At 70.0% G+C, this 25,756-nt stretch carries 23 protein-coding genes; 13 read left to right on the top strand and 10 right to left on the bottom strand.

Going from position 1 to position 25,756, the window contains the following annotated elements:
- Positions 1–9 precede the first annotated feature (9 nt).
- Positions 10–4,602: an ATP-dependent helicase gene (locus LQZ85_RS02465; RefSeq protein ID WP_230100403.1), complete on the bottom strand. Its 4,593-nt coding sequence runs from the start codon at positions 4,600–4,602 to the stop codon at positions 10–12.
- Positions 4,603–4,671: 69 nt separating this feature from the next.
- On the opposite strand from LQZ85_RS02465, the gene LQZ85_RS02460 reads away from it, so the two are divergent.
- Entirely contained in the window at positions 4,672–5,082 is a 411-nt protein-coding gene (locus LQZ85_RS02460) for a DUF6157 family protein (protein ID WP_056279641.1), read from the top strand.
- A gap of 2 nt (positions 5,083–5,084) precedes the next feature.
- On the opposite strand, the gene LQZ85_RS02455 is transcribed toward LQZ85_RS02460, so the two are convergent.
- Positions 5,085–6,758 (bottom strand): ABC-F family ATP-binding cassette domain-containing protein, encoded by a 1,674-nt coding sequence (locus tag LQZ85_RS02455; RefSeq protein WP_056279643.1) that lies wholly within the window; start codon positions 6,756–6,758, stop codon positions 5,085–5,087.
- 258 nt (positions 6,759–7,016) lie between these two features.
- A complete protein-coding gene (locus LQZ85_RS02450; protein WP_230100402.1) occupies positions 7,017–7,673 on the bottom strand; it encodes an alpha/beta fold hydrolase in 657 nt (218 codons plus the stop codon).
- Positions 7,674–7,786: 113 nt separating this feature from the next.
- On the opposite strand from LQZ85_RS02450, the gene LQZ85_RS02445 reads away from it, so the two are divergent.
- Entirely contained in the window at positions 7,787–8,386 is a 600-nt protein-coding gene (locus tag LQZ85_RS02445) for a DUF4916 domain-containing protein (protein WP_053097566.1), read from the top strand.
- Positions 8,387–8,410: 24 nt separating this feature from the next.
- Here LQZ85_RS02445 and LQZ85_RS02440 read toward each other — a convergent pair whose 3' ends face one another.
- Positions 8,411–9,478, bottom strand: a complete 1,068-nt coding sequence (locus LQZ85_RS02440) for a low specificity L-threonine aldolase (RefSeq protein WP_056279645.1) — start codon at positions 9,476–9,478, stop codon at positions 8,411–8,413.
- A gap of 92 nt (positions 9,479–9,570) precedes the next feature.
- Between LQZ85_RS02440 and LQZ85_RS02435 the strand changes: the two genes are divergently transcribed.
- Positions 9,571–11,109 (top strand): MFS transporter, encoded by a 1,539-nt coding sequence (locus LQZ85_RS02435; RefSeq protein ID WP_230100401.1) that lies wholly within the window; start codon positions 9,571–9,573, stop codon positions 11,107–11,109.
- A gap of 51 nt (positions 11,110–11,160) precedes the next feature.
- On the opposite strand, the gene LQZ85_RS02430 is transcribed toward LQZ85_RS02435, so the two are convergent.
- Together LQZ85_RS02430 and LQZ85_RS02425 are read right to left on the bottom strand one after the other, a co-directional pair.
- A complete protein-coding gene (locus tag LQZ85_RS02430) occupies positions 11,161–11,802 on the bottom strand; it encodes an SDR family oxidoreductase (protein WP_056279649.1) in 642 nt (213 codons plus the stop codon).
- A gap of 111 nt (positions 11,803–11,913) precedes the next feature.
- A complete protein-coding gene (locus tag LQZ85_RS02425) occupies positions 11,914–13,353 on the bottom strand; it encodes a DUF6421 family protein (RefSeq protein ID WP_053097562.1) in 1,440 nt (479 codons plus the stop codon).
- A gap of 72 nt (positions 13,354–13,425) precedes the next feature.
- Between LQZ85_RS02425 and LQZ85_RS02420 the strand changes: the two genes are divergently transcribed.
- Entirely contained in the window at positions 13,426–13,890 is a 465-nt protein-coding gene (locus LQZ85_RS02420; RefSeq protein WP_053097561.1) for an Lrp/AsnC family transcriptional regulator, read from the top strand.
- Positions 13,891–13,906: 16 nt separating this feature from the next.
- Here LQZ85_RS02420 and LQZ85_RS02415 read toward each other — a convergent pair whose 3' ends face one another.
- Positions 13,907–14,950: a DUF5937 family protein gene (locus LQZ85_RS02415; RefSeq protein ID WP_082586669.1), complete on the bottom strand. Its 1,044-nt coding sequence runs from the start codon at positions 14,948–14,950 to the stop codon at positions 13,907–13,909.
- 45 nt (positions 14,951–14,995) lie between these two features.
- Between LQZ85_RS02415 and LQZ85_RS02410 the strand changes: the two genes are divergently transcribed.
- From LQZ85_RS02410 to LQZ85_RS02395, 4 genes are read left to right on the top strand one after another with little or no spacing between them, the layout of a single operon-like run.
- A complete protein-coding gene (locus tag LQZ85_RS02410) occupies positions 14,996–15,358 on the top strand; it encodes a cupin domain-containing protein (RefSeq protein ID WP_082586670.1) in 363 nt (120 codons plus the stop codon).
- A 23-nt stretch (positions 15,359–15,381) separates the two neighbouring features.
- Positions 15,382–15,672 (top strand): DUF4287 domain-containing protein, encoded by a 291-nt coding sequence (locus tag LQZ85_RS02405; protein WP_053097560.1) that lies wholly within the window; start codon positions 15,382–15,384, stop codon positions 15,670–15,672.
- A gap of 56 nt (positions 15,673–15,728) precedes the next feature.
- Positions 15,729–16,373, top strand: coding sequence for a dihydrofolate reductase family protein (locus LQZ85_RS02400; protein ID WP_056279653.1), 645 nt, complete (start codon positions 15,729–15,731; stop codon positions 16,371–16,373).
- A 45-nt stretch (positions 16,374–16,418) separates the two neighbouring features.
- Positions 16,419–17,396, top strand: coding sequence for a 1,4-dihydroxy-2-naphthoate polyprenyltransferase (locus tag LQZ85_RS02395; protein WP_056279655.1), 978 nt, complete (start codon positions 16,419–16,421; stop codon positions 17,394–17,396).
- A 30-nt stretch (positions 17,397–17,426) separates the two neighbouring features.
- Here LQZ85_RS02395 and LQZ85_RS02390 read toward each other — a convergent pair whose 3' ends face one another.
- Positions 17,427–17,711 carry a DUF4229 domain-containing protein gene (locus LQZ85_RS02390; RefSeq protein WP_053097557.1) on the bottom strand — a complete coding sequence of 95 codons (285 nt, stop codon included), beginning with the start codon at positions 17,709–17,711 and terminating at the stop codon, positions 17,427–17,429.
- A 39-nt stretch (positions 17,712–17,750) separates the two neighbouring features.
- Positions 17,751–18,644 carry a hypothetical protein gene (locus tag LQZ85_RS02385; protein WP_056279657.1) on the bottom strand — a complete coding sequence of 298 codons (894 nt, stop codon included), beginning with the start codon at positions 18,642–18,644 and terminating at the stop codon, positions 17,751–17,753.
- Positions 18,645–18,797: 153 nt separating this feature from the next.
- Here LQZ85_RS02385 and LQZ85_RS02380 point away from each other — a divergent pair, with 153 nt between their 5' ends.
- From LQZ85_RS02380 to LQZ85_RS02360, 5 genes are all read left to right on the top strand, one after another.
- Entirely contained in the window at positions 18,798–19,778 is a 981-nt protein-coding gene (locus LQZ85_RS02380) for a glycosyltransferase family 2 protein (RefSeq protein WP_056279659.1), read from the top strand.
- Entirely contained in the window at positions 19,775–21,133 is a 1,359-nt protein-coding gene (locus LQZ85_RS02375) for a polysialyltransferase family glycosyltransferase (RefSeq protein WP_056279661.1), read from the top strand. Before LQZ85_RS02380 ends, LQZ85_RS02375 begins: the two co-directional genes overlap by 4 nt.
- 39 nt (positions 21,134–21,172) lie before the next feature.
- Positions 21,173–22,369, top strand: coding sequence for an acylneuraminate cytidylyltransferase (locus LQZ85_RS02370; RefSeq protein WP_056280270.1), 1,197 nt, complete (start codon positions 21,173–21,175; stop codon positions 22,367–22,369).
- A gap of 85 nt (positions 22,370–22,454) precedes the next feature.
- Positions 22,455–23,327 carry an N-acetylneuraminate synthase family protein gene (locus LQZ85_RS02365; protein WP_056279662.1) on the top strand — a complete coding sequence of 291 codons (873 nt, stop codon included), beginning with the start codon at positions 22,455–22,457 and terminating at the stop codon, positions 23,325–23,327.
- Positions 23,324–24,715 (top strand): DUF6716 putative glycosyltransferase, encoded by a 1,392-nt coding sequence (locus LQZ85_RS02360; RefSeq protein ID WP_056279664.1) that lies wholly within the window; start codon positions 23,324–23,326, stop codon positions 24,713–24,715. The genes LQZ85_RS02365 and LQZ85_RS02360 overlap by 4 nt, the downstream gene beginning before the upstream one ends.
- A 34-nt stretch (positions 24,716–24,749) precedes the next feature.
- Here the strand turns inward: LQZ85_RS02360 and LQZ85_RS02355 are convergent, their stop codons facing one another.
- A complete protein-coding gene (locus LQZ85_RS02355; protein WP_056279666.1) occupies positions 24,750–25,685 on the bottom strand; it encodes a hypothetical protein in 936 nt (311 codons plus the stop codon).
- Positions 25,686–25,756 lie beyond the last annotated feature (71 nt).

Here is a 25,756-nt window from a genome sequence, read left to right as displayed (position 1 = left end):
ATGGGCCGGTCAGATCGCCTTGCGCAGCGTGTAGCCGCGGGGGGTGGCCACGAATCCGGACTCCTGCAGAGCGAGGGCGAGCTCGGTGCCGTACACGCCTTCGCCGTTGACCTTCTCGACCGTGAGGGTGTCGAGGCGCCGCGCACGAGCGGTCGCTGCGAGGTCGGTCGCTGCCGCGCGCAGCACCTCGGCGTCGTCGGTGAAGCACAGCACCGTGCGTCCCCCGCGTTCGAGGTAGAGGACGAGCGATCCGTCGACGATCACCACCAGGCCTCCGGCCTTGCGCCCGGGGCGATGCGAGACCTCGTCGCGCTTGGGCCATCCGAGCGCCGCGCCGTAGGGGTTGGCGGGATCTGTCGCGGCGAGCGTGACGGCATTGCGGGGAGGCGGATCGGCGAGCCCGGCGAACGTGCGAAGTCGGTCGACGGTGGCGGATGCCGCGAACTGCGCCGCGCCGAGCCTCTCGATCACATAGCCGCGGCGGCAGTGCCCAGCCTCCTCGACGCCGGCGAGGACCCGGTATGTCTGCGCGAACCCGCCCGGCACGCCCTCGGCCTGCACGGCTCCGCGGGTGACCACGCCGTAGCGGTCGAGGAGCAGCCCTGCGGTGACGGTCGCACGACGAGCGGCATCCGTGTCGACGGTGGGCAGCAGCGACCAGCGCCCGCCGATCGACGTCGGTCGGGGCGCGGTCCGTGCCAGCGACATCCCCCGATAGGTGCGCGTGCGCGGAGCGCGTCGGGTGACCCGGTGCGCCTGGGAACCACCGGCCAGCAGCGACCGGATCGGGGCGAAGGTGTCGTTGGTGACCCGGCCGCCCCACGTCAGCGCCCACAGCGCCTCGAGCACGGACTGCTCGTTCTCGGCGCCGGTCATGTCCTTCAGCTGACCGGCGAAGTACGCGCCACCCGCATCCAGCGCGATCAGCACTCGGGCCTCGAGCGAGTCGGCGGCGATCTCGTCGTCGGGCTCGGGCAGCGTGAACGGCGCGAGGTCTGCGGGATGCAGCGAGACCCAGCCGTCGCGCCCCGGCAGCGTGCCGTGGCCCGACCAGATGACCTCTCCCGAGGCAGTGAGCTCGTCGAGCAGGGCGGGGGAGTAGTCGCGCACCCGAGAGGGCAGCACGAGCGACTCCCACGCGCTCGCGGGCACGGGCACCCCGGCGAACTGCTCGATCACCGCGAGCACCCCGTCGAGTCCCTCGAGCGGGCGTCCCAGGTGCTGCCAGTCCGGCAGGAAGCGCGCATACGCCTCGGGTGACACGGGCTCGACGCTGCCTCGGATCGCGGCGAGCGACCGCATCCGCAGGCGGCGCAGCACCTCGGTGTCGCACCATTCGGTCTCGTTCCCCGTGCCCGAGGCCTCGGGCAGGAAGTAACCGCTGGTCAGTCTGCCCGAGTGCTCGAGCCGCTGCAGGGTATGCCGCGCGACGGCGGCGCCGAGCCCGAATCGCGTCGCGACGGCATCCGTCGTGAAGGGACCATGCGTGCGGGCATAGCGCGCGATGAGGTCGCCGAGCGGATCGGCGAGCGGTTCGAGGAATGCGACGGGGATGCCGGTGGGCAGCGCGGCCCCGAGTGCGTCACGCAGCCGACCGGCGTCCTCGATGGCTGCGACGCGCGTGGTGCCGGCGACGGTGACGGGGATCGCGCGGCGAGCGGCGATCAGAGCGTCGAGGTGGTCGGATGCGGACCCCGTCTCCGGGTCGAGTCGTGCGTCGATCTCGGCGGCATCCATCGGACCGAGCATCCGCAGCAGATCGGCGACGCCTTCGAGACCTCGCGCTCGTCGCTCGGGGTCGAGGCGCTGCGCTTCTCTCTCGAACTGGGCGATGACGTCGGGGTCGAGCAGCTCGCGGAGCTCGATTGTGCCGAGCAGCTCGCCGAGCAGCGCGGGGTCGACCGAGAGGGCGGCCGCCCGGCGCTCGGCGAGGGGAGAGTCCCCTTCGTACATGAAGGCGCCGACGTAGCCGAACAGCAGGTCGCGGGCGAAGGGCGAGGGCTGAGACGGCTGCGTCTCGACGAGCCGGATGCGCCGGTCGGCGATCGACACCGCCAGCGTGCGCAGCGAGGGCAGGTCGTAGACGTCCTGCAGGACCTCACGGAGCGTCTCGAGGATCACGGGGAACGTCGGGTGCCGGCGCGCCACCTCGAGCAGCTGCGCCGAACGCTGACGCTGCTGCCACAGCGGGGTGCGCCGGTTGGGGTTGGTGCGCGGCATGAGCAGCGCGCGCGCCGCGCATTCGCGGAAGCGCGACGCGAACAGCGCCGAGCCGCCGACCTCCTGGGTGACGAGCTGCTCGAGTTCATCCGGGTCGAACACGAAGAGCTCGGCCCCGGGCGGCTCGGCCTCGGCATCCGGGATGCGCACGATGATGCCGTCGTCGCTCGCGACCGCAGAGCCCTCGACTCCGAGTCGCTCGCGGATGCGGGCGTTGATCGCCAGCGCCCACGGTGCATGCACCTTCATGCCGTACGGGGAATGAAGGATGACCCGCCAGTCGCCGACCTCGTCGCGCCCGCGCTCGACCGTCAGAGTGCGATCGGTCGGCAGCGTTCCGGTCGCTTCGCGCTGCTCGGTCAGGTGCGCCATCAGGTTCATCCGCGCCTGCGCGTCGAGTCCGGCTTCGATCAGTCGCTGGGCGGCCTTCTCGGGAGTCGCGGCGGAGACCTCTCGCGAGAACCTCCCCAGCGCCTCGCCGAGCTCGAACGGTCGGCCGATGCCGTCTCCGTGCCAGAACGGCACCTTGCCGGGCTGGCCGTAGGCGGGGATGACGTTGACCCGGTCATGGGTGATCTCGGCGATCCGCCAGCTCGTCGTGCCGAGCGTGAAGACGTCGCCCACTCGCGACTCGTAGACCATCTCCTCGTCGAGCTCGCCGACGCGGGCGCCGGTCGACTCGCCGGCGACGAAGACCCCGAAGAGTCCGCGATCGGGGATCGTGCCCCCGCTCGTGACGGCGATGCGCTGCGCGCCCGGACGTCCGGTCAGGGTGCCGGCGTCTCTGTCCCACACCAGCCGCGGGCGGAGCTCGGCGAACTCATCGGAGGGGAACCGTCCGGCGAGCAGGTCGAGCGTCGCCTCGTAGGCCGATCGCGGGAGCGACTGGAACGGAGCCGAGCGACGCACGGTCTCGAACCACTCCTCGACGCTGATCTCGCCGAGGGCGCTGGCGGCGACCGTCTGCTGCGCGAGGATGTCGAGTGGATTGCGGGGCACCTGGATCGCCTCGATCTTGCCCGCCAGCATCCGCTCGGTGACGATCGCGGTGTGCAGCACGTCGCCGCGGTGCTTCGGGAAGAGGGCGGCCCGGCTGATCTCGCCGACCTGGTGACCTGCTCGCCCGACGCGCTGCAGACCGGAGGCCGCGGACGGCGGAGCCTCGACCTGGATCACCAGGTCGACCGCACCCATGTCGATGCCGAGCTCGAGGCTGCTCGTCGCGACGACGCAGCGCAGGACACCGGACTTGAGCTCTTCTTCGACCTGGGCGCGCTGCTCTTTCGAGACCGACCCGTGGTGCGCCTTGGCGAGCACGGGGTCTGCTCCGGCGGTGGCACCTGCCTGCGCCATCATGGCTGCCGGCACGGAGGCCTCGGGCAGTGCGACGCCGATGCGCTCGGAGTAGATCTCGTTGAGTCGCCCGGTGAGGCGCTCGGCGAGGCGACGCGAGTTGGAGAACACGATGGTCGACTTGTTCTGCAGGATGCGATCGACGATCGCCTCCTCGACGTGGGGCCACACGGAGCCGGTGACCTCGGTGTACTCCGCATCCGCCGCATCTCCGGCATCCTTCGGCGCGCCGGGAGGGGGTGGCGGATTGGTCATGTCGTCCATCGGCACCACGACGCCCAGCTCGAACGTCTTGGACGCCGGCGGCGCGACGATCTCGACAGGCGCCGCGCCGCCGAGGAACCGCGCGACCTCGTCGATCGGACGCACGGTGGCCGACAGGCCGATACGCTGTGCGGGTTCGTCGTGGCCGTGGGTGCGACGCAGCGCATCGAGCCGCTCGAGGCTCACCGCGAGGTGGGCTCCGCGCTTGGTCGCGGCGACCGCATGCACCTCGTCGATGATGACCGTGTGCACATCGCGCAGCGTCTCGCCGGCGCGACTGGTGAGCATCAGATACAGCGACTCGGGGGTCGTGATGAGGATGTCGGGCGGATCGGAGACCAGCTTGCGGCGATCGCTCGAGGTCGTGTCGCCCGAGCGCACGCCGACCGTCACCGAAGGGGCCTCGACGCCGAGCCGCCTGGCCGACTGGCCGATGCCGATGAGGGGCGAGCGCAGGTTGCGCTCCACGTCGACGCCGAGCGCCTTCAGCGGCGAGATGTAGAGGATGCGCGTGCGCGAGGCGTCGGCGGCCTTCGTGCGCTTCGCGGGAGGGGTGGGCTGCTCGATGCGCTCGCGGAACACGCTGTCGATCGCCCAGAGGAAGGCCGAGAGCGTCTTGCCCGAGCCGGTCGGTGCGACGACGAGCGCGTGCTTTCCGGCAGAGATCGCATTCCAGGCGCCCGACTGGGCGGGCGTGGGTTCGGGAAACGCACCCCGGAACCAGTCTTGCGTGGCAGGGGTGAAGCGTTCGAGCACGTCGCTCATCCCTCCATCATCACCCGTGCCACCGACATCGGGGTCGGCATTGTCCGAGGGTGCGGGCATGCTGTAGGCATGGCGACGCACACCACGAACTACGCGAGCACGTTCATCGAGGTCGCAGAAGACTGTCCCGTCGACCACGCCGAAGAGCCGCCGACGGGTGAGAGGCCCACGATCGCCGCACTGCACTATCGACTGATCGCGCAGGAGCCGTATGCGCGCACCTCCGACGACGTGATCTTCACCACGCATGCGCTGCGTGCCGGGATCGACCCCGACGACTCCGCCGCACGCGAGGCGTTCTTCTCGAAGGGGCAGCCCTGCCTGCGCTCATCACCGCTGGGAAAACGCTACGGGTGGGGGATCGCCCACGACGCCGAGGGGCGGGTCGCGCTCGTCCCTCGAGAATCCGAGGACTACACCCTGCTCGCCGCCGACCCCGCGATCGCCCATACCCGGGCGATGCGGAGCCGACGGGCGTGAGCTCACCTCGAGGTCAGTGAGCCGTCGACGTCGATCTCGAGCGTGAGTCCCAGGTCGAGACGCGCGAGGAACGCATCGTCATGACTCACGACCAGCACCGCCCCGCGGTATGCCCGGAGCGCCTCGACCAGCTGATCGACCGTGTCGATGTCGAGGTTGTTCGTCGGCTCGTCCAGCACCACGAGGTGGGGTGCGGGGTCCGAGAGCAGCAGTTTCGCCAGAGCCACGCGGAACCGCTCCCCGCCTGACAGAGCGGCGACAGGTCGCTCCGCGGTGGCCCCTCGGATGAGGAACCGTGCGAGGCGATTGCGCAGCTCCTTCTCGGGCACCTGCGGTGCGGCATCCGCGATGTTCTCGAATACCGACCGGTTCTCGTCGAGCCCGTCGACGCGCTGCGGCAGGTAGCCGATCCGGTCGGTGAGAGCTGTCGCGACGAGGCGCGCTCCGGAGCTCCGGAGATCCGCGTCGTCACCTGACGGATCGGGCCGGTCCGCGTCGAGTGGCAGCGCTTCTCCGGAGTCGTGGCCGACGTCGGCCACGAGCCGTTCGAGCAGCGTGGTCTTTCCGGCGCCGTTGCGCCCGATCAGCGCGACCCGGTCGGGGCCCTGGATGATCCACGACCTCTCGCCGTCGCCGATCGTCGCGATGCGACGACTGCGAGACACCTGTGGATCCGGCAGCTCGATCTTCATCGACGCGTCGGACCTCAGGCGCCGCCCCGCCTCGTCGAGCGCGGTGCGGGCGGCATCCTCCTTCGCCCCGACCTCCGTGCGCAGCCTGCCCGCCGACACCTCGGCCGCCATTTTGCGCCCGTGGGCCACGATCTTCGGCACGCGCTTCTCGATCTCGGCCTTCTTGGCGGTGCGCGCTCGGTGGGCGAGCTTGACCTCGGCCTCGATGCGCTGGCGCTTCTCCTTGCGGAACTCCTGTTTCGCCGTCACCTCCGCCTGCCTCGCGGCATCCTGCTCGGCGTCCAACCAGGCGCGCCATTCGGAGTACGGCCCGCCGAACACGCTCAGCGTCTGGGCGTAGAGCTCGGCGGTGTCGTCCATCAGTTCGAGCAGCGACAGGTCGTGGCTGACAACGATGAGTGTGCCCTTCCACGAGCGGACCATCGCCGCGAGTCTCGCGCGGGCGTCGCGGTCGAGATTGTTGGTCGGTTCGTCGAGCAGGGTGATCGGCGCGCGCCGGAGACGGATGCCGGCGATCGCGACCAGCACGGCCTCACCACCCGACAGCTCGCCGACCCTCCGGTCGAGGAACTCGGGGGCGAGCCCGGCGTCTGCCAGGGACATCTCGGCGCGCGCTTCGATGTCCCACTCGTCGCCGACCGTGTCGAAGTGCACCTGATCGACGTCGCCCGCGCCGATCGCACGGACGGCATCGAGGGCGGGAGCCACTCCGAGAAGATCGGCGACCCGGCGGTCGACGTCGAGTGTGAGCTGCTGCGGCAGGTAGGCGACCTCGCCGGTGGTGGTGAGGTGCCCGGCCGTCGGGGTCAGCTCGCCCGCCATCAGCCGCAGCAGCGTGGACTTGCCGGCGCCGTTGCGACCGACGAGGCCGGTGCGACCGGAGCCGAATGATCCGGAGACCGAGTCGAGCGCTGACGTGCCGTCGGGCCAGGTGAAGGTGAGTCGATCGAGGGTGACCGATGAATGAAGAGTGGGGACTGACATGGTGTCTCCTGTCCAGTGCGAGGGTGCACTGACACCGGTCGCCCGATGGGCCCGTCTGAGCGGGTCGCTGTCGAAGGACAGCGGGCGGTGGTCTGCCGTGGAGTCGGCGATCGTCGGGTCAGCGCGCGGAAAGATGAGCGCGGAGGCGACGGATCAGATCAAAGGACTTCCAGACACGGCGGACAGGACTCAACGACGATACCCGGGCGTGTCGGAGTTTCGCAACCCCGGGCGTGTCGCGGCTGCGTGCGGGGGCGGTCACGCCTCGACGGCGCGTTCCAACCACTTCGTGAGGAACGCGCGCACGTCTCGGAGCTCCTCCTCCGAGATGCTGTGCGTGAGCCCGGTGTAGACGCGTCCGGACAACTCGGAGTGCGCCGGAAGCCACTCGGCGGTGTGCGCGACCAGCGCCTGGGGGATCACCTGGTCGTTCGTGCCTCGGCCCCAGAAGACGTGCGGTCGCGCCTCGGTCAGCGCATCGTCGCCCGGCAGCTCGCCGGGCGCTGCGTAACCGCTGAGGGCCACCACGGTGTCGATGCTCCCGGGCGCGAGTCGCATGGCCTGCACGGCGACGGCGGCACCCTGCGAGAACCCGAGAAGGGCCACGGCAGGGGCGTCGGCCCTGGCATCGTCGAGCCAGCGCAGGAACGCCTCTGCCGCGACGGTGACGGATGCCGAGCTGCGGCCGTCGAGACCCTCGATGGCGTACCACGAGCGCCCGGGCATCGGCCACGGGGGAGCGAGCGGGGCGGCGACGGACGCGACCACGATGCCGTCCGGCAGGTAGGGGACGAGCCCGAACAGGTCGTGCTCGTCGGCGCCGTATCCGTGCAGCAGCACCAGCAGCGGCATCCCCGCGCGATCTTCCGTCGACCAGCGCGTGAGGAGCCCGTCGATCATCAGTTCTTCGCTCACGGTCCCATCCTGCCAGCGCCGTCCGACACCCGCAGGAGACGATCATCGGATCGTATGCCGGTCGTGGCCTCAAGTCGGTGTTCGCCGGAGGGCGCTGCTGGTAGAAAGGAGACATGGCCGTCCGCACACCTGATCCCGACCCCGAGCCCGACGACGGCATGGAGGGCTTCGGCGCCGCACAGCCCTCGCGTGACTCCAACCCGGGGTGGTTGAGCGACTTCGAGCTGGCGGAGGCGAGACGCCATCTGCCCATGCTCTACGTCGAGGCGATCCCGGTGAGGACCGATGGCTCCGGGCAGGTGACCGAGATCGGCATCCTGCTGCGTTCGACGCCCATGGGCGAGATGACGCGCACCATCGTCTCGGGGCGAGTGCGGTTCGGCGAGACGATCCGCGATGCGCTGTTCCGCCATGTCGAGAACGATCTGGGCCCGATGGCGTTCCCGCTGCTGCCGCCGCAGCCGCTGCCCTTCACGGTCGCCGAGTACTTCCCGATCCCGGGGGTCAGCGCCTACCACGATGACCGTCAGCATGCCGTCTCGCTCGCGTTCGTGGTGCCGGTCACCGGCACGTGCGAGCCGCGCCAGGATGCACTCGAGGTCACCTGGTTCTCGCCCGAGGCCGCGGCATCGGACGCCGTCGCCGCCGAGATGGAGGGCGGGCGAGGCACCCTCATCCGCCTGGCTCTCGCGAACCTCGGTCTGCTGCGCTAGCCGCTCCGCTCAGTCCCGCTCAGCTCAGCGTGTCGTGAGGCGCGCGAGCTCTGCGACGAACTCGTCGACGTCGGACTCCTCGGTGTCGAAGCCGCACATCCACCGCACCTCGTTGCGCGCGGCATCCCAGTCGTAGAAGCGGAACTTCTCGCGCAGCTGGTCGGCGATGCCATCGGGCAGCTGCGCGAACACGCCGTTCGCCTGGGTCGGCTGCGTGAACGAGACGCCGGTGATCTCACCGGCCGCGATGCCGGCCTCGATCGCCCCGCGCAGCCGCTGCGCCATGGCGTTCGCGTGCTGGGCGTTGCGCAGCCACAGGTCTCCTTCGAGCAGCGCGATGAGCTGGGCGGAGACGAAGCGCATCTTCGACGACAGCTGCATGTTGAATTTGCGGGAGTACTGCAGTCCGTTCGATGCCTCGGGGTTCAGCACCACGATGGCCTCGCCGAGCATGGCGCCGTTCTTCGTGCCGCCGAAGCTGAGCACGTCGACGCCGGCGTCGCGGGTGAACGCGCGCAGCGGCACGTCGAGGGCTGCGGCCGCGTTCGAGATGCGCGCGCCGTCGAGGTGCAGGGTCATGCCGCGTTCGTGCGCGTGATCGGCGAGAGCCCGGATCTCGTCGACGGAGTAGAGGGTGCCGAGCTCGGTCGACTGGGTGATCGAGACCACGAGCGGCTGCGCGCGGTGCTCGTCGCCCCAGCCCCAGGCCTCGCGGTCGACGAGCTCGGGCGTGAGCTTGCCGTCCTCGGTCGGCACGGCGAGGATCTTGAATCCGCCGATCTTCTCGGGCGCTCCGCCCTCGTCGACGTTGATGTGCGCGGAGGATGCCGCGATGACGGCTCCCCAGCGGGGCAGCATCGACTGCAGGCCGGTGACGTTCGCACCCGTGCCGTTGAACACCGGGAACGCCTGGACGCCCTCGCCGAAGTGGGCGCGGAACACCTCCTGCAGACGGGCGGTGTAGGCGTCCTCGCCGTACGCGACCTGGTGGCCGCCGTTCGCCGCTGCGATGGCCGCGAGGACCTCGGGGTGGACGCCGGAATAGTTGTCGCTGGCGAAGCCCCGGACCGCGGGGTCATGCTGAATAGTCACCGCACAAGCCTACGGGCGGATGCCGAGCCCGGCGTCCCCCGGCCGGCATACCGCTCTAGCGAATGTCCGAGGCCCCGCCTACCCTCTCATTCATGGAGCGCAGCGCTGCGAAGACCGCCTTCGCGAACGTCCTCGTCAACACGCTCATCGCGAACGTGACGACGAGCTTTCTGTGGTTCGCGCTGACCTTCTGGGTCTACATCGAAACGCAGTCCGTGCTCGCGACCGGCGTCATCGGCGGCGCGTACATGCTGTTCATCGCCTTCTTCGCGATGATCTTCGGCACCATCGTCGACCGCAATCGCAAACACACGGTGATGCTGCTCTCGAGCGTCATCTCGGCGGTCGCCTTCCTGATCGCCGGCGTTCTGTACGTCTGGCAGCCGGAGGCGGCGCTGCTCGACCTCGGCGGTCCGTGGTTCTGGCTGTTCTCGGCGATCATCCTGTTCGGCGGGGTGATCGAGCAGCTCCGCAACATCGCGCTCTCGACGACCGTCACGCTGCTCGTCCCCGAAGATCGACGGGCCAACGCCAACGGCCTGGTCGGCACGGTGCAGGGTCTGGCCTTCCTCGTGACCAGCGTCTTCTCCGGGCTGTCCATCGGCTTCCTGGGCATGGGGTGGACGCTCGCGATCGCGATCGGCGCGATGGTGCTGACCTTCGTGCACCTGCTCTTCATCCGCATCCCCGAGGGGGCGCCGCAGCCAGACCCCGATGCGAAGAGCGCCCTCGACTTCCGCGGCAGTGTGGCGGCGATCCGGCTGGCCCCCGGACTGTTCGCGCTGATCATCTTCTCGACGTTCAACAACCTCATCGGCGGCGTGTACATGGCGCTGATGGATCCGTACGGTCTCACGCTCTTCGACGCGCAGATGTGGGGCTTCGCGCTGGCGTTCGCGTCGACCGGGTTCCTGATCGGCGGCGGGCTCGTGGCGAAGTTCGGCCTCGGGGCGAAACCCATGCGCACCCTGCTGCTCGTCGTGATCGCGATGGGCATCCTAGGGTCGGTGTTCATGCTGCGCGAATGGTGGCCGCTCTACGTCGTCGGCATGTGGATCTACATGGCCCTCGTGCCGCCCGTCGAGGCGGCCGAGCAGACCATCATCCAGAAGGTCGTCCGCTATGACAGGCAGGGGCGTGTGTTCGGCGTCGCCGCGGCGATGGAGGCCGCAGCCGCTCCGATCACGGCATTCCTCATCGCGCCGATCGCGGAGTTCCTGATCATCCCGTACATGAGGACGCCCGAGGGGCAGCAGCAGTGGGAATGGCTGCTGGGTGAGGGTGAGGCTCGGGGCATCGCCCTGATCTGCCTGTTCGCGGGCATCATCATGGTGATCGCCGCGACGCTGGCCTTCTTCACGAAGTCGTATCGCAAGCTCACCGAGCTCTACGCGAACGCGCCGGAGCAGAATCCCGGCGACGGCGAACCCGACGGCGACGGCGACGGCGCACCGGACGACGCAGGCGAGAACACGGGCGGCGGCACGGGCACCGGCGCCGAGTGGAACGCGGACGCGGTGGCCGAGGGCCGAGCGGATTCCGCGGAGGACCGCAGCGTCGATGCGCGCGTCGCGGATGCTCCGCCGCCCCTCCGAGGGCTCCCTCCTGAGGTGCCGGAGGCGCGCCGCTAGCGGAACGGCGTCATCAGCCGAACGCGTCGGCAGCGGAACGGGCTGCGGCGTTCAGTCGAGCGTGATGATCCGGTCGTTGAGATCGGCGGCGTCCGTATCCCACAGTGTGAGCACCTGCGGCGCGAGCGAGTCCGGGTCCAGTGCCTTGGCGCGGAAGACGACCGATGCCGCGCGCAGGGGCTCGACGGCATCCCGCGCTGCCTTCGCGAAGCCCTGCGCCACCGCGCGCGTCCACGCCTCGCTCGCGGCCTTGACGGCAGCGTAGTTCGCGCCTCCCGCCAGAGGGCGACCGACCGCTGTCGACGAGACGATCGCGAAACGTCCGGCGTCAGAGGCGCGCAGCAGGGAGTCGAAGGCGCGGCTGGTGGCGCGCACCGCATCGAACGCGGGCATAAGCGCGTGCAGGTCGTCGTCGGTCTGCCCGGCGAGGCCCCCTCCGCCGCGCCAGCCGCCGACCAGCGGGATCACGGCGTCGATCGCCTGCAGGCGGGAAGCGAGTTCCGTCATCGACGCCAGCGAGGTCGCGTCGGCCACCTCGACCTGTGCGCCGAGTGCGTCGAGCGCGTGCAGCCGTTCTGAAGATCGGCCGGTGGCGACGACGCGCGCGCCGGCGTCGACGAGTGCTCGCGCCAGGGCGAGGCCAGACGGGCTGGTGGCTCCGGCGAGGAGGATCGTGCGGTCGGTGACGCTCATGTGCTCAACTCTCGTGACGAAACAGTTCTGCGGCCACCCCGGGCAGGAATGGCCGCAGACGCTGCGTCCGGTCGCACCACACGATCGGACCCCAGAAATGCGCGATTCGAGTCAGTCGTCGGTGCCCCGGATGCCGACGGTCGACTCGATGACCGCCTTCATCTTCTTGTCGAGGGTCTCGAAGAACATCGACAGCGGGAACTCGTCGTCCATCACGGCATCCGTGTAACCCTTCGGCGCGCCGGCGAGGATCTCGTCCGACAGTCCGCGGGCCCACTGCGATGCCGGGTGCGGCGTGAGCGTGCCGCGCACGAGGTCGTACGCGGCGAGCCAGTGCGCGACCTTCGGGCGGTCGATCGAGTGCCAGTACAGGTCATCGATCGCGTCGCCCAGAGCCACGACGGCATCCGGCACGTTGTCCCAGTCGAAGGTGAGCGCCGTGTCGGTCCAGTGCAGCACGCCGCGCTGGTGCAGCCAGGCGAACAGCAGCTGTCCGCCGACGGCGTCGTAGTTGCGCGTGCGGGTGCCGGTGATCGAGAAGCGGAAGATCCGGTCGAAGATCACCGCGTACTGCACGAGGTGCGCGTAGTCGTGCATCTCCTGCTCGGTCTCGGTGAGCTCCTCACCCGCGGCGATGCGGGCCGCGAGGGTGCGCTCGATGTTCACCGACTCGCGGAACGCCGTCATGTCGCAGCGCATCTCCTCGAGCGAGTAGAGGAAGAACGGCATCCGCTGCTTGATCATGAACGGGTCGAAGGGCAGGTCGCCGCGCATGTGGGTGCGGTCGTGGATGATGTCCCACATGACGAAGGTCTTCTCAGCCACCTGCTGATCGTCGAGCATCGCGCTCGCGCGCTCAGGCAGGTCGAGGTTGGTGATCGCGGCAGCGGCGCGGGTGACCCGGCGGTAGCGTGCGGCCTCGCGGTCCTGGAAGATCGCGCCCCATGTGAACGAGGGGATCTCGCGCATCGCGACGGTCTCGGGGAACAGCACGGCCGAGTTGGTGTCGTAGCCGGGCGTGAAGTCGACCAGACGCAGCGAGACGAACAGCTTGTTGCCGTAGTCGCCGGCCTCGAGGGCGGCGATGAACTCGGGCCAGATCGTCTCGACGATCAGCGCCTCGACGAGTCGGTCGCTCGATCCGTTCTGCGTGTACATCGGGAAGACGACCAGGTGGCGGATGCCGTCGACGCGGTGCTGCTGCGGCTGGAACGCCAGGAGCGAGTCGAGGAAGTCCGGCACGCCGAAGCCCTCCGAGACCCAGCGGTCGAAGTCGACGACGGAGGCGGCGAGGTACTCGGCGTCGTGCGGGAAGGCGGGAGCGAGTGCGCGGATGCCGGCGGTGATCGCGGCGACGAGGTCGCGCGCCGCGGCGTGGTGCGCGGCATCCGGGATCGATCCGTCCTTGATCTGCATCTCGCGGATCGCGATCGCGGCGTCCTTGAGCTGAGCCCAGGCGACGCTCTGCTCGGCGATCGATGCGTCCTCGACGACCTCGGGTTCGCCGACGATGGCCTGAACAGCGGTGCTGTGGGCAGAAATGATGGACATCGGGACCTCCGATCGGAGAGTTTGACGGAAAGATTCCGGCATATACGGAATCCTGACGATAATATTACATCTATGGATGACTCTGTCGACCGCGCGATCCTGGCCGAGATCTCACGAGACGGCCGTGCGACACTGTCCCAGTTGTCCGATGCTGTCGGCCTCTCCGTGTCGGCCGTGCAGTCACGTCTGCGTCGCCTCGAGACGCGCGGGATCATCACCGGCTACCGCGCGATCCTCGACCCCGAACTCGTCGGCACGCCCCTGTCCGCCTTCATCGAGATCACGCCGCTCGACCCGGCGCAGCCCGACAACGCCCCCGAGCTTCTCGAACACCTCGACGCGATCGAGGCGTGCCACTCGATCGCGGGAGACGCCAGCTACATGCTGTTCGTGCGGGTCGCCTCGCCCCGCGCGCTGGAAGAGCTCGTGCGCGACATCCGGCTGGCCGCGAACGTGAGCACCCGCACCACGGTCGTGCTGCAGACCTACTACGAGCACCGGCCGATCATCTCGGTCGCGCCGGACGCATCCGCATAGAGCGGACGCGCGGTGCTCACAGGGCGGCGCCGACCATCGCCTCGCCGAGGGGCGTGCGCAGATGCAGCATCCTCGCGCCGTCGCGCTCGCTCGAGATCAGTCCTGCGTCGCGCAGCACGGTGAGGTGGTGGGATGCGGTCGACACCGCGATTCCCGCGTCCTGAGCGACTTGCGAGGTCGTGCGGGACGTGCCGGCTCCCAGGAGGATGCCGGCGCGAGCGGGGCCGAGGAGGGCGCCCAGCGCCCCGGAGATCTCGGCGGCGTCCCTCGACCAGCCGGCGGTCACCCCGCGCGCCGGGTAGAACAGCGTGGGTTGCGCCGGCGGCTCGGTGAGCACCATGCACCCCCATGTCGACATCACCGACGGAACGAGCACCAGCCCGCTTCCGTGGCAGTCGACGACCTCGCTGTGGCGGCGCAGCGAGACGCGCACGGCTCCGTCGCCCCAGGTCACTTTCGGGTGGAGGCCCCCGGCCATCTCTCTGATCCCCGACGTGGCGATCACTCGCGATCGGACCGCGATGTCGGCTCGCAGCAGCCGATCCAGCTGCGGCCAGACCGGCGCCAGTGCGGCATCCCACATCTCCGACCAGGCGTCTGCGATCATCGCCCGCGCTCGTTCGGGCTGCTGCTGCATGTCGCGCAGTGCGCGTCGGCGAGCGCCGGTCGAGCGGATGACCATCTTGCCGAGGTCGACGCGCAGTGGATCGAGGGGTGCGCTGCGCAGCGCCGACAACTCGGTCTCCGGTGTCATGTCCCATGCGGGGGCGGTCGTGAAGAAGTCGGGAAGATAGCCGTCATCGCCGACGACGACGGCGAGCAGGCGGAAGCTCTCGCGAGGCAGCCGATCGCGCACGGCGCGCAGCCATCCCCACTGCAGGGGATGCTGGGCCGGCCGCAGCAGCACGCGCACGGCGTGGGCGAGCTCATGCCCGGGGGATATGCCGAATCGCACCGCCTGGATGTCTCCGGGGCTCAGATGGAACTCCACGCGGTGGTCGGGATGCTCGACGCCCTCGCGTGGTGTGCCGGCACCTGCGACGACAGAGTTTCGATCCACATCGAAACTCTAGGTCGTTCATCACGGCCTGTCGAGACTGGGCTCATGAACACCACGTCATCTGCTCTCGCAGCCGTCGCCGCAGCGGACATCCGCATCGGAACCGGGAACAGCCGACGCTTCGTCGGCGCGGATCACGGTGCGGCCATCTCCTACTTCTACGTCGAGAATCAGCCCGGCGACGGGCCCGGGCTGCACTGGCATCCCTACCCTGAGACGTGGGTGGTGCTCGAAGGCACGGCGCGCATCACGGTGGGCGCGGACACGATCGTCGCCTCCGCCGGTGACACGGCCACGGGCCCGGCCTTCGTGCCACACTCCTTCACGAACATCGGTCGCGGAACGCTGCGCCTCATCGGCATCCATGCGTCCGCCACGATCATCCAGACCTTCCTCTCCGAGGACTGACCCACGACACACCAGGAGCACCCATGTCCTTCCAGGCATACCTCGACAAGGTCGAGACGCAGACCGGCCTCACCCCGCGGCAGTTCATCGAACTGGCGAAGGAGCAGGGCTTCGACGAGACGACCAAGTCCACCGTCGTCCTCAACTGGCTCAAGCAGGACTACGGTCTCGGGCACGGGCATGCCCAGGCGATGGTCCACGTGATACTCAAGGGGCCGAAGATCAGCGACAAGCACGTCGGCAAGGGCGGCGCGCACGGCGATGCGTCCGACACGCTCTGGCTCGACGGCAAGGACACCAACCCCGACGGCTGATCCCGCCCGCCACCGCACGACCGAGAACACCCAGAACACCGCACCGAGGAGCCCGTATGGCAGTCCGCATCGATCTCAACGTCTCCCTCGACGGATTCGCGACGACCACCGACCAATCACCCGAGAATCCGTTCGGCGAGGACTGGTCGCGTCTGGTCGCGGCGTACACCGCGACGCGGACGTTCCGCAGCCGCGTGCTCGGCGACACGTCGGGTGCCGGCACGACCGGCATCGACGAGAGATACGCCCAGGAGTACTTCGAGGGCGTCGGCGCCGAGATCATGGGTGCCGGGATGTTCGGTCTGCACCAGAACCCCGATGACACCGAGTGGCGCGGATGGTGGGGCGACGAGCCGCCGTTCGAGGTGCCGGTCTTCGTGCTCACGCATGCACGGCGCGAGCCGATCGAGTTCGCCAACGGGACCGTCTTCCACTTCCTCGAGACGACCCCGGAGGAGGCGCTCGCCCGGGCTGCAGCGGTGGCCGGCGACCGGGACGTGCGCGTCGGCGGCGGCATCGACGTCGTGCGGCAGTTCCTGCGCAGGGGCCTGGTCGACCGGCTGCACCTTGCGGTCAACCCGCTCGTGATCGGAAGCGGGCAGCGCATCTGGGACGGACTGCGCGGCATCGAGAACGACTACGAGCTGCGTTCCGAGGTGGCCGAGAGCGGTGTCATCCATCTGAACTTCCGCCGAGACTGAGGCGCAGAGGGGGCGTCCATCGGCGCCCCCACTAGGATTCCCTGCGTGGCAGCATCCTCGAAGCGCAAGAAGAATCAGCCCCATGTGAGCGGCAATCCCGCGAAGCGGGCGAGCGGCAATCCGGCGACCCAGACCGCCATCGACGCCGGGCCCGTCACAGTCCGCGACTGGATCGGCGCCGCACGGCTGCGCACTCTGCCGCTCGCCGTCGCCCCCGTCGTCATCGGCACCGGCGCCGCACGCAGCACCGGTCCGGAGTTCCACTGGGTGATCGCGCTCGCGTGCCTCGCGGTCGCCGTGCTGCTGCAGGTCGGCGTCAACTTCGCGAACGACTACAGCGACGGCATCCGGGGCACCGATGCCGTGCGCGTCGGCCCGGCCCGCCTGACGGCATCCGGTCGGGTGAAGCCCCGCACCGTGCTCGTCGCCGCGTTGGTCTTCTTCGCACTCGCTGCGGCGGTCGGGGTCGCGATCGTGGTCCGCACCGAGCAGTGGTGGATGCTGGCCATCGGCGCCGCGTGCATCATCGCCGCGTGGTTCTACACCGGCGGCAAGAGGCCCTACGGGTACAACGCTCTCGGCGAGGTGTTCGTCTTCATCTTCTTCGGCCTCGTCGCGACGCTCGGCACGACGTGGGTGCAGGCGTTCGAACTGCCCCAGCAGGCGTGGCTCGGGGCGATCGCGGCGGGCCTCTTCGCCTGCGCCGTGCTCCTCGCCAACAACCTGCGCGACATCGATCAGGATCGCCTGGTCGGCAAGCGCACGCTGACGGTGCTGATCGGCAAGCGCGCGACCCAGGTGCTCTTCACGCTGTTCGTGATCGTGCCCTTCGGCATCCTCGCGTTCATCGCGCTGCTGTACCCGATCGCGTGGATCGGGCTGCTCGCGCTGCTCGCCGGGCTCCCGGCCATCCTGATCGTCTGGACCTATCGTCAGGCGAAGGAGCTCGTCACGGCCCTGGCGCTGACATCGCTGACCGCACTGCTCTATGCCGGTGCGTTCTTCTGGGCCCTCGCCGGCTGAGCCGCCGATCGAACCGGCTGGCGCTGTGCGTCAGGCCCTCTCGGCGCCGTCGATCGCGTCGTCCTCGACGTCGGCGTCCTTCTGCGCGGCGGAGCTCTTGCCTTCGCGGCGCTCGACGATCCGGGCCGAGGCGTCGGTGAGCGGCCGGCGCAGGAACAGCATCGAGATGCTCACGCCGATGAGCGCGGCGAAGATCGCGGCGAGCCACCAGTACTCGCGGAAGATCGGGAAGAAGAACCACATGATCGCCAGCGGCACGAGGAAGGCCAGCAGACGCAGCACGGTGTAGACGAGGAAAGGTGCACGGTTCTTCACCTGCCCAGTCTACGTTCGCGACCTGAGGGGTCAGCTGTGTCAGCCGTCGATGCCCAGCGTCCGGAACGGGATGCCGCGCACGACGCGCTTCCACGGGTGCTCGCCGAGCGACCACAGCAGCTTCTCGTCGAGGTCGAGCGCGAGGTCCTCGCAGCCGACGGGCAGCGGCACCCGGTCGCGTGCCAGCGAATCGCGGTTCCCCGTCCACAGGACGCCGGGTCGCATGTGATCCGACTGCGAGACGAAGTGCCGGTCACCCCAGCGGACGGCGCCCTGCATGTGCGTGATCCCGGGCGAGAAACGGCTGATCTCGCGGAACTCGTCGCCATCGCCGTCCGGCACGGAGAACTCGCCGATGCGTCCCTCGTCGTCGCGGGTGTACTCGCCGATGAGCACCCTCCGCAGGGGCACTCCCTCGTCGTCGTAGACGCGGCCGAGGTACGAGCAGCGGAGGTCGAGCGGGTGCACGCGGGTGCGCACCGCGACGAGCGCGGTGGCCCGCAGACCGCGTCCCCGCGCGCCGGCGAGGCGTCGCGCCTCCGGGCCGCGGACGCGCCGGATGTCGGCGAGGTCGAACTCCCAGATGCCACGGCCGGTGGCTGCGACGAACAGGCGGTCGTCGAACCACGCGAGTCCGCCGGCGTGGATCCGGGCGGGCTGGAGCTCACCGTCCTCGTCGATCGCGAGCAGCACGTCGAGATGTCGGGAGCGCTCGAGGTCGACGAACGCGACCCGCGATGCCAGGTGGTGTCCGTCGAGCTGCTGCCGGAACCAGCTCACGGCGAGAGTCCGACGCCCTTGCCACAGGCCCAGGTCGATGCCCTGCGGGTACCAGCGGCGGGTCCAGGTGCGGGCGCTCAGCCACCGCAGGTCGACCGTGCTGCGGCGCTTCTGCCGCACCGGGCGCCACGTCGTTCCGAACGGCCAGAGCATGCTCCCATCGTCGCCGATCCCCGGGCGCGGTGCGAATCCGGCATCGCCACGCCGGGGTCGACCGAGATCACGTCACCGCGCGTTCACCCGCAGGCCGCCGACCGGCAAGGAGCGCCTGAGAGCATTCCGACACCGTCGACCCGGGGGAGTTCTGTGCGCACACCGCTCGTGACCGTCATCCTGCCCGCCAAGGACGCAGGCGCCTACATCGGCACGACGCTCGAGACGCTGACACGGCAGTTCGACGATCCCGCGGCGCTCAAGCTCGTGGCGATCGACGACGGCTCCCGTGATGACACCGGCATGCTCATGCGTCGATACGCCGAGCGCTTCCCGCATGCCGAGGTCATCGTCAACGCCCGGCCGAAGGGGCTCGCGAGCGCCCGCAACCAGGGGCTCGAGCGGGTCGACGGCGACGCGTTCTGCTTTCTCGACGGCGACGACTGGATGCAGCCGGGGCGGCTCTCGGTGCTGGTGCGCCGACTGCATGAGCTGCGCTGCGACATGCTCCGCACCGATCACGTCACCGTGAAGGACGGCGTGCGCACCCTGGTGCCGGCGCCTCACCCGTGGCGCGAGGCGGTCGGCTCTCCGCGCGACGCGATCCTGCCCGAGAACGAGCCGACCATGGTCGACTATCCGTTCGCGTGGGCCGGCATCCTGCACCGTCGCCTGATCGACGAGGGAATCGCGGGGTTCACACCCGGCCTGTTCACCGCCGAGGATCGTCCGTGGATCTGGCGTCTGCATCTGCAGGCCCGGTCGTTCGCGGTGGTCGACGCTCCTGCCCTGCTCTACCGCCGGGGGGTGTCGACATCGCTGACCCAGGTGCGCGACCGCCGCCAACTGGACTTCGTGCGGGCGATGGGCGAGGTGCTCGACATCGTCGAGGCGGATGCCGAGGCCGACCGCTTCCTCCCGAAGGCCGTGTGGAGCGTGATGGCCCTCTCGTCCCGGCACCTGGTGCGATCGAGGCGGATGACGCCGTCGCTGCGCGCCGAGATGCGCGCGGGCCTCCGCGGGCTGCTGGCCCGCCTGCCCCAGAGTGAGACGACGGCCGTGCTGTCGCGCCTCGACGGGCCGCGTCGCCGAGTGCTCGCCCCGCTGCTGCGTGCGGTCGGACGTGCGGCATGACCCAGCTCTTCGCGGTGCACAGCGCCTATGGGCTCGCCACCGTCGCCGCCGCGCTCGACGGCGGGCTGCTCGGCGAGCATGGCGAGCGCGTGCTCGTGCCGTTCGTGTCCTCGCGGGTGCCCGAGACGTCCGTGGGCATCGTCGCCGACCCGGCGCTCGCGAGCCTCCGCGACCGGTTCGACCGGATCGAGGATCTCGACGCGCTGCTCGGTCCGCTGCATCCGAGCTCCTGGAAGCCGGATGCCGCCGACCTGCCGCTGCTGCGGCGACTGCTGACGAGGGCATGGGGGATCGACCCCGGCGACCTCGAACTGCTCGTGCAGAGCCCGCAGGTCGCCCCGGCGCGCGTCCTGATGCAGATCTTCCCTCATGCGCGTCTCACGATCATCGGCGACGGGCTCATGACGTACTCGCCGATGCGGGTGCGGATGCCGCACACGATCACCGCTCGGATCGGCCGCGTCGTGCACGTCGACGTGGTGCCGGGGGTCACACCGCTGGTGGGTTCGCCCGTCGCGACGCCGGTGCCGGTCTCACCCGATCTGTTCCGGGCGGTGCTCGCCGAGACCGCCGAGGCGGTCGACGACACGGCGGAGCTCGAGAGCGCGCTCGACGGAGAGCCGACAGTGCTCGTCCTCGGCCAGTACCTGTCCGCCCTCGGCCTGGTCGGCGAGCGCGAGGAGATCGCGCTGCAGAAGGAGATGATCGATCGTGCGGCCGGCCGGCGACCACAGCACATCGTCTTCAAGCCGCACCCGTCGGCGCCGCCTCGGCTCAGCGACGCGCTGCGCGACCGAGCAGCGGTCCACGGCATCGACTTCCGCGAGTACCGCGGCGCGCTCGCCGCAGAGGCGCTGGCCGAGCGGGTCGATGCCAGGGCCGTCATCGCCGGATTCTCGACGGCGCTGCCGACCGTCCAGACCCTGTTCGGTCGAGAGATCGAGGCGGTGGGCACCGACACCGTGCTCGCACGTCTGACCCCGTACGAGAACAGCAACCGGGTGCCTGCGACGATCGTGGACGCGCTGACCAGGCCGGACTCCCCGTATCGCGATCCGGCGCGCATGCAGCTCCTGATCGACGCGGTCGGCTACGTCATGCAGCCCGTCGTCGCCGCACACCTCCGCGATCGTGCCGAGCAGCTGCTCTCCGGCATCCGCCCGTCCGATCGCGATCGCTACTTCGCGCCCGAGAGGCTGATCGAACTGCGGTTGCCCGGGGCCCCGCGCGAGACGGCGATCCGTCGCGTGCTGCGCCCGGTGGGCGGCATCGGTCGAGTCGAGCAGGTGCGGCTCACCGTGCTCGCCGCGCGGCGCAGACTCTCGCGTGCCTGGCGCGTGCTCAGAGGGCGATGACGGACGATGACGGGCGATGACGGCGAGGGGACGAGCGGCATGATCGAGCAGCAGCAGCAGCAGCAGCAGCAGCAGAGGACGGATGTCGGCAGGGTCGTCGCGATCATCCCGGCGCGTGGCGGGTCGAAAGGCGTGCCGCGCAAGAACCTGCGCCGTGTGGGCGGTGTGCCTCTCATCGAACGCGCCGTGCGCACGGCGCTGGAGGCCGAGGGGATCGACCTCGTGGTGGTGTCGACCGACGACGACGAGATCGCGGCGGTGAGCGAGGCGGCCGGGGCGCGAGTCGTGCGGCGACCGACCGCGATCTCCGGCGACACGGCGTCGTCGGAGTCGGCCATCCTGCATGCTCTCGACGAGCTCGCCGCCGGGGGAGACCGGGCTGACGTGGTGGCCTTCCTGCAGGCGACATCGCCGTTCATCCCGCGCGAGGCCCTGTCTCGTGCCGTGCGCGAGGTGAGCGCGCGTCGGGCGGACAGCGTGTTCGCGGCCCATGAGACTTACGGATTCCTCTGGGCACGCAGCGCGGATGCCGACGCAGCCGTCGCACTCAACCACGACGCCGCGCGTCGCCCGCGTCGCCAGGATCGCGAGCCGCACTACCTCGAGACGGGCGCGTTCTACGTCTTCCGCGCTGACGGCTTCCGTGAGGCGGAGCACCGCTTCTTCGGCCGCATCCGCGTCGCCGAGGTGCCCGAATGGACGGCGATCGAGATCGACGACGAGCAGCAGCTCCGCATCGCCCGAGCGCTCGCCGCCCTTCACGAGAGCCCGGACCGGGTGCCGGTGCGAGCGATCGTGACCGACTTCGACGGCGTGCACACCGACGACACGGCGACGGTCGACGCCGACGGCATCGAACGGGTGCGGGTGAGCCGGGAAGACGGCATGGGGGTGTCGCTGCTGCGGCGGGCCGGCATCCCGATGCTGATCCTCTCCACCGAGGTCAACGCGGTGGTGCGGGCTCGGGCCGACAAGCTGCGCGTTCCGGTGCTGCACGGCATCGACGACAAGGAGTCCGCGCTGCGCGGGTGGGCCGAGGAGGTCGGCATCGCGCTGGCCGACATCGCGTACCTGGGCAACGACGTGAACGACCTGCCGGCGCTGCGCATCGTCGGCTGGCCGGTGGCGGTGGCCGACGCGCATCCGCTGGTGCTCGAGGCCGCCAGGGTCGTGCTGACGCGCCGGGGCGGCCACGGCGCCGTCCGCGAGCTGATCGAACGGGTGTTGCCCGCCTGACCGGTGCCGGTAACCCTCCTGTCGTTCGGCGTTCACCCCCGGCGCGTACTCAGGAGAGAAGGCCATTTCGACGACCGGAGGAACCATGACTGTCAGCATCGGCTCACGCGTGATCGGCGGCGGTCACCCCGCCTATGTCATCGCGGAGATCGGCCTCAACCACAACGGCGACGTCGACCTCGCCAAGCGCCTGATCGACGTCGCGGCGAAGGCGGGAGCCGACGCCGTGAAGTTCCAGAAGCGCACCCCCGAGATCTCCACCCCCGAGCACATGCGCGATGTTCCGCGCGAGACGCCGTGGGGCACCATGAGCTACCTCGACTACCGCCGCCGCGTCGAGTTCGGCCGTGACGAGTACATCGCGATCGGCGATCACGCCACGATGCTCGGGCTCGACTGGTTCGCGTCGCCGTGGGACGTGCCGAGCGTCGCATTCCTCGAAGACCTCAACGTCGTGGCGCACAAGGTCGCCTCCGCGAGCCTGACCGACACCGAGCTGCTCGTCGCGCTGCGCGAGACCGGCAAGCCCGTCATCCTCTCCACCGGCATGTCGACGATCGAGCAGATCGACCGCGCCCTCACGACCCTCGGCACCGACCGGGTGGTGCTGATGCACGCCACCTCGACGTATCCGCTCGAGCCCGAAGAGGCCAACCTGCGCGCGATCGCCACCCTGCGCGACCGCTACCCCGGTGTTCCGGTCGGATACTCGGGCCACGAGCGGGGGCTGCAGATCTCGCTCGCCGCCGTCGCGATCGGAGCGGTGGCCGTCGAACGCCACATCACGCTCGACCGCACGATGTGGGGCTCCGACCATGCGGCATCCCTCGAACCCACCGGACTCGAGCACCTCGTGCGCGACATCCGCGTGATCGAGATGGCTCTGGGCGACGGCGTCAAGCGCGTGTTCGACAGTGAGCGGGCGCCGATGGCCAAGCTGCGCCGCATCCCGGCATGAGCGGATCCGGTTCGCTGCGGGTCGTCGCGATCGCCGACGCCGACTCGTTCGTGAAATGGTCGGCGTCGCTGCTCGGCAGCGTGCCCGGCATCCGTCCGCACCTGCTGCTCGTGCAGACGCCGCTGACCGCCAGCCTCGACCAGCAGCGGAGTGCGCTGGCGGGCACGGGGATGCTGTCCGACGATGTGACCCGCCTGTCCTTCGCGCGCGTGAGCGCCTGGCTCGAGGGCCAGCGCCCTGACGTCGTGCTGCTCGCCGGCCGCGGCCCGTTCGTTCGCCTGTTGGGCCGGGTCGTCGACGGGCTCACCGTGCGACCGGTCGTCGTCGCCGGACTTCCGGGCATGGCCGTTCCCGCGCAGCGCGGTGCCCTCGAGTACCGGCGGAACGCCGATCTGCTCGTCGTGCACTCGCATCGGGAGGAGCGCGCGTTCGCCGAGCTCGGTCGCCGGATCGGCGTGCAGGTGCCGACGGCGCTCGCGACCCTGCCGTTCGCGAGATCCCGATCGCGGATGGTGGCGGCTGATCGGGCACGGGTGATCGCGGCCGAGTCCGGAGGATCGTCCGGAACCCTCGTCGCCGAGAGGCCGGCCGAGCCCCGGGCGGTGCGGATGCCGGCGACCGACATCGTGTTCGCGGCCCAGGCCCTCGTGCCCACCGACCGGGAGGAGCGCGCCGAGATCGCGGCCACCCTCGTGCGCGCGGCCGAAGCGGACCCGAACCGTCGTGTGGTGGTCAAGCTGCGGTCGCGGCCCGGTGAGTCGGAGACGCATCTCGAACGCGACGCGTACCTCGATCTGCTCCCTGCGAGGCGTCCGGAGAACCTCGTCGTCTCCTACGGATCCATGGCACAGGCGCTGTCGACGGCGGCCGGACTCGTCACGGTCAGCTCCACCGCGGCGGTCGAGGCGGTGGCGCAGGGGGTGCCCGTGATCGCCCTCGACTCGTTCGGAGTGAGCAAGAGCCTGTTGAACACAGTGTTCGTCGGCAGCGGTCTGCTGGGCGGGCGCAGTGAGGTCGTGGCCGGGCGCTTCCGGCATCCGCACCCCGTCTGGCTGCGTGACAACTACTTCCACCCCTCGGCCGAGTCGACCTGGTGGGAGCACGTCGAACAGCTCGTCGCGCTGCGCCGCGCCGGGGGGCTCCCGGCGAAGCGCGTGCCGGCGGCCCGCGGTGGCGCGATGCATGAGGCGTGGTATCGCGCGAGTGTGCTCGGGTCGAACGACCGCACACTCCGCGGAACCGCGGCGCTCGCCGTCGGCGTGCCTACCACGGCGCTGCTCGGCGCTCTGCGGCGGGGTCGATCGTCGGCGGGCGGCGGCACCTGGGCCGACGCGTCGACCGATTTCACGCTCGAGCCGAACCCCTTCCACGACTCGATCCGGCGCTGAGGGCGCGGCCGACCCCTCACACGGCTGAGCGCCCTCACGCGGTGGACGGTCGAGGCGCGGCGATCGACGGCGGGTTCGGGTCGTCCCACCGCTGGAAGGTCTGCACCCACCAGAACGTGGCGAACAGGATCAGCGCGACGGCCTCGCCGATCAGCACGACCGGAGTCTCGCCGAAAGCCTGACGGAAGAGCAGAGCCACCACCAGCAGCACGAGGTCGGCGATCATCAGCCCCGAGATCCACCGATAGATCGTGCGCTGTCGGGACGTGGGCGGCGTCTCGTCCGGGTCGAGCGGCCCTCCCGCGTAGAGGATCGGGACGGCTGCGAACACTCCGAAGAACAACAGGGTCGCTGCGAAGTGGATGCTGTTGACCGGCCAGAAGTTGAACGGGAAGTGCTCGTTGACCGCCGGAGCGAATCCGAGCGCCACGACCACGACCGCGGTCACGAGCGCGATGATCGAGACGAGCATCGCCGAGCGATTCGGGGTGCGGGTGCGGCGACGGATCAGCGCCATCGTGACCACGACCGCCACGACCACCACGGAGTAGACGGCGATTCCCGCTTTCGCGCTTGCGACGGCGTCGACGGGGATGCACTCCTGCGCCGTCGGGCACGACATCCGGTCGACCGCGCGCGGATCGGCGATGCCCACGGGAACGATCGCGATGAGCGGCGCGAACACCGCGCACACGTCGAGCAGGGTCGTCGCGCGACTGCGTCCCGAGAGCGCGAGCAGGGCCACGGATGCCGCGATCAGGGTGCCGACGAAGACGTCGTGGACCGGTGTGTAGAAGGCGTGGCTGATCGAGGGCAGCGGGTTCCAGCCGAAGATCAGGGGTGTCCACGACACGACGATGCTCTGCAGCACCACAGCGAAGATCAGCGCGACGACGATGAGAACCAGCGCCAGACGCAGGTAGCGATGCGTCTTCTGTCCGGTCGTGACGGGGGCGTCTGCGGCTGCCATGATCGTGACGGTACACCGCCGGGCCGACGCCGACGTGTGACGCCCCGCGACGGTCCTTGTCATGCGCGGAC

The organism is Microbacterium sp. Bi98, from assembly GCF_918698045.1.
Taxonomy (GTDB): Bacteria; Actinomycetota; Actinomycetes; order Actinomycetales; family Microbacteriaceae; genus Microbacterium.
This window is presented reverse-complemented; position numbering and strand designations above follow the sequence as displayed.

What these genes read in the sequence shown, in the direction of transcription:
- LQZ85_RS02465 (WP_230100403.1), bottom strand. Translation starts at nt 4,602, where the DNA reads ATGAGCGACGTGCTCGAACGCTTCACCCCTGCCACGCAAGACTGGTTC.
- LQZ85_RS02460 (WP_056279641.1), top strand. Translation starts at nt 4,672, where the DNA reads ATGGCGACGCACACCACGAACTACGCGAGCACGTTCATCGAGGTCGCA.
- LQZ85_RS02455 (WP_056279643.1), bottom strand. Translation starts at nt 6,758, where the DNA reads ATGTCAGTCCCCACTCTTCATTCATCGGTCACCCTCGATCGACTCACC.
- LQZ85_RS02445 (WP_053097566.1), top strand. Translation starts at nt 7,787, where the DNA reads ATGGCCGTCCGCACACCTGATCCCGACCCCGAGCCCGACGACGGCATG.
- LQZ85_RS02435 (WP_230100401.1), top strand. Translation starts at nt 9,571, where the DNA reads ATGGAGCGCAGCGCTGCGAAGACCGCCTTCGCGAACGTCCTCGTCAAC.
- LQZ85_RS02430 (WP_056279649.1), bottom strand. Translation starts at nt 11,802, where the DNA reads ATGAGCGTCACCGACCGCACGATCCTCCTCGCCGGAGCCACCAGCCCG.
- LQZ85_RS02425 (WP_053097562.1), bottom strand. Translation starts at nt 13,353, where the DNA reads ATGTCCATCATTTCTGCCCACAGCACCGCTGTTCAGGCCATCGTCGGC.
- LQZ85_RS02420 (WP_053097561.1), top strand. Translation starts at nt 13,426, where the DNA reads ATGGATGACTCTGTCGACCGCGCGATCCTGGCCGAGATCTCACGAGAC.
- LQZ85_RS02410 (WP_082586670.1), top strand. Translation starts at nt 14,996, where the DNA reads ATGAACACCACGTCATCTGCTCTCGCAGCCGTCGCCGCAGCGGACATC.
- LQZ85_RS02405 (WP_053097560.1), top strand. Translation starts at nt 15,382, where the DNA reads ATGTCCTTCCAGGCATACCTCGACAAGGTCGAGACGCAGACCGGCCTC.
- LQZ85_RS02400 (WP_056279653.1), top strand. Translation starts at nt 15,729, where the DNA reads ATGGCAGTCCGCATCGATCTCAACGTCTCCCTCGACGGATTCGCGACG.
- LQZ85_RS02385 (WP_056279657.1), bottom strand. Translation starts at nt 18,644, where the DNA reads ATGCTCTGGCCGTTCGGAACGACGTGGCGCCCGGTGCGGCAGAAGCGC.
- LQZ85_RS02375 (WP_056279661.1), top strand. Translation starts at nt 19,775, where the DNA reads ATGACCCAGCTCTTCGCGGTGCACAGCGCCTATGGGCTCGCCACCGTC.
- LQZ85_RS02370 (WP_056280270.1), top strand. Translation starts at nt 21,173, where the DNA reads ATGATCGAGCAGCAGCAGCAGCAGCAGCAGCAGCAGAGGACGGATGTC.
- LQZ85_RS02365 (WP_056279662.1), top strand. Translation starts at nt 22,455, where the DNA reads ATGACTGTCAGCATCGGCTCACGCGTGATCGGCGGCGGTCACCCCGCC.
- LQZ85_RS02360 (WP_056279664.1), top strand. Translation starts at nt 23,324, where the DNA reads ATGAGCGGATCCGGTTCGCTGCGGGTCGTCGCGATCGCCGACGCCGAC.
- LQZ85_RS02355 (WP_056279666.1), bottom strand. Translation starts at nt 25,685, where the DNA reads ATGGCAGCCGCAGACGCCCCCGTCACGACCGGACAGAAGACGCATCGC.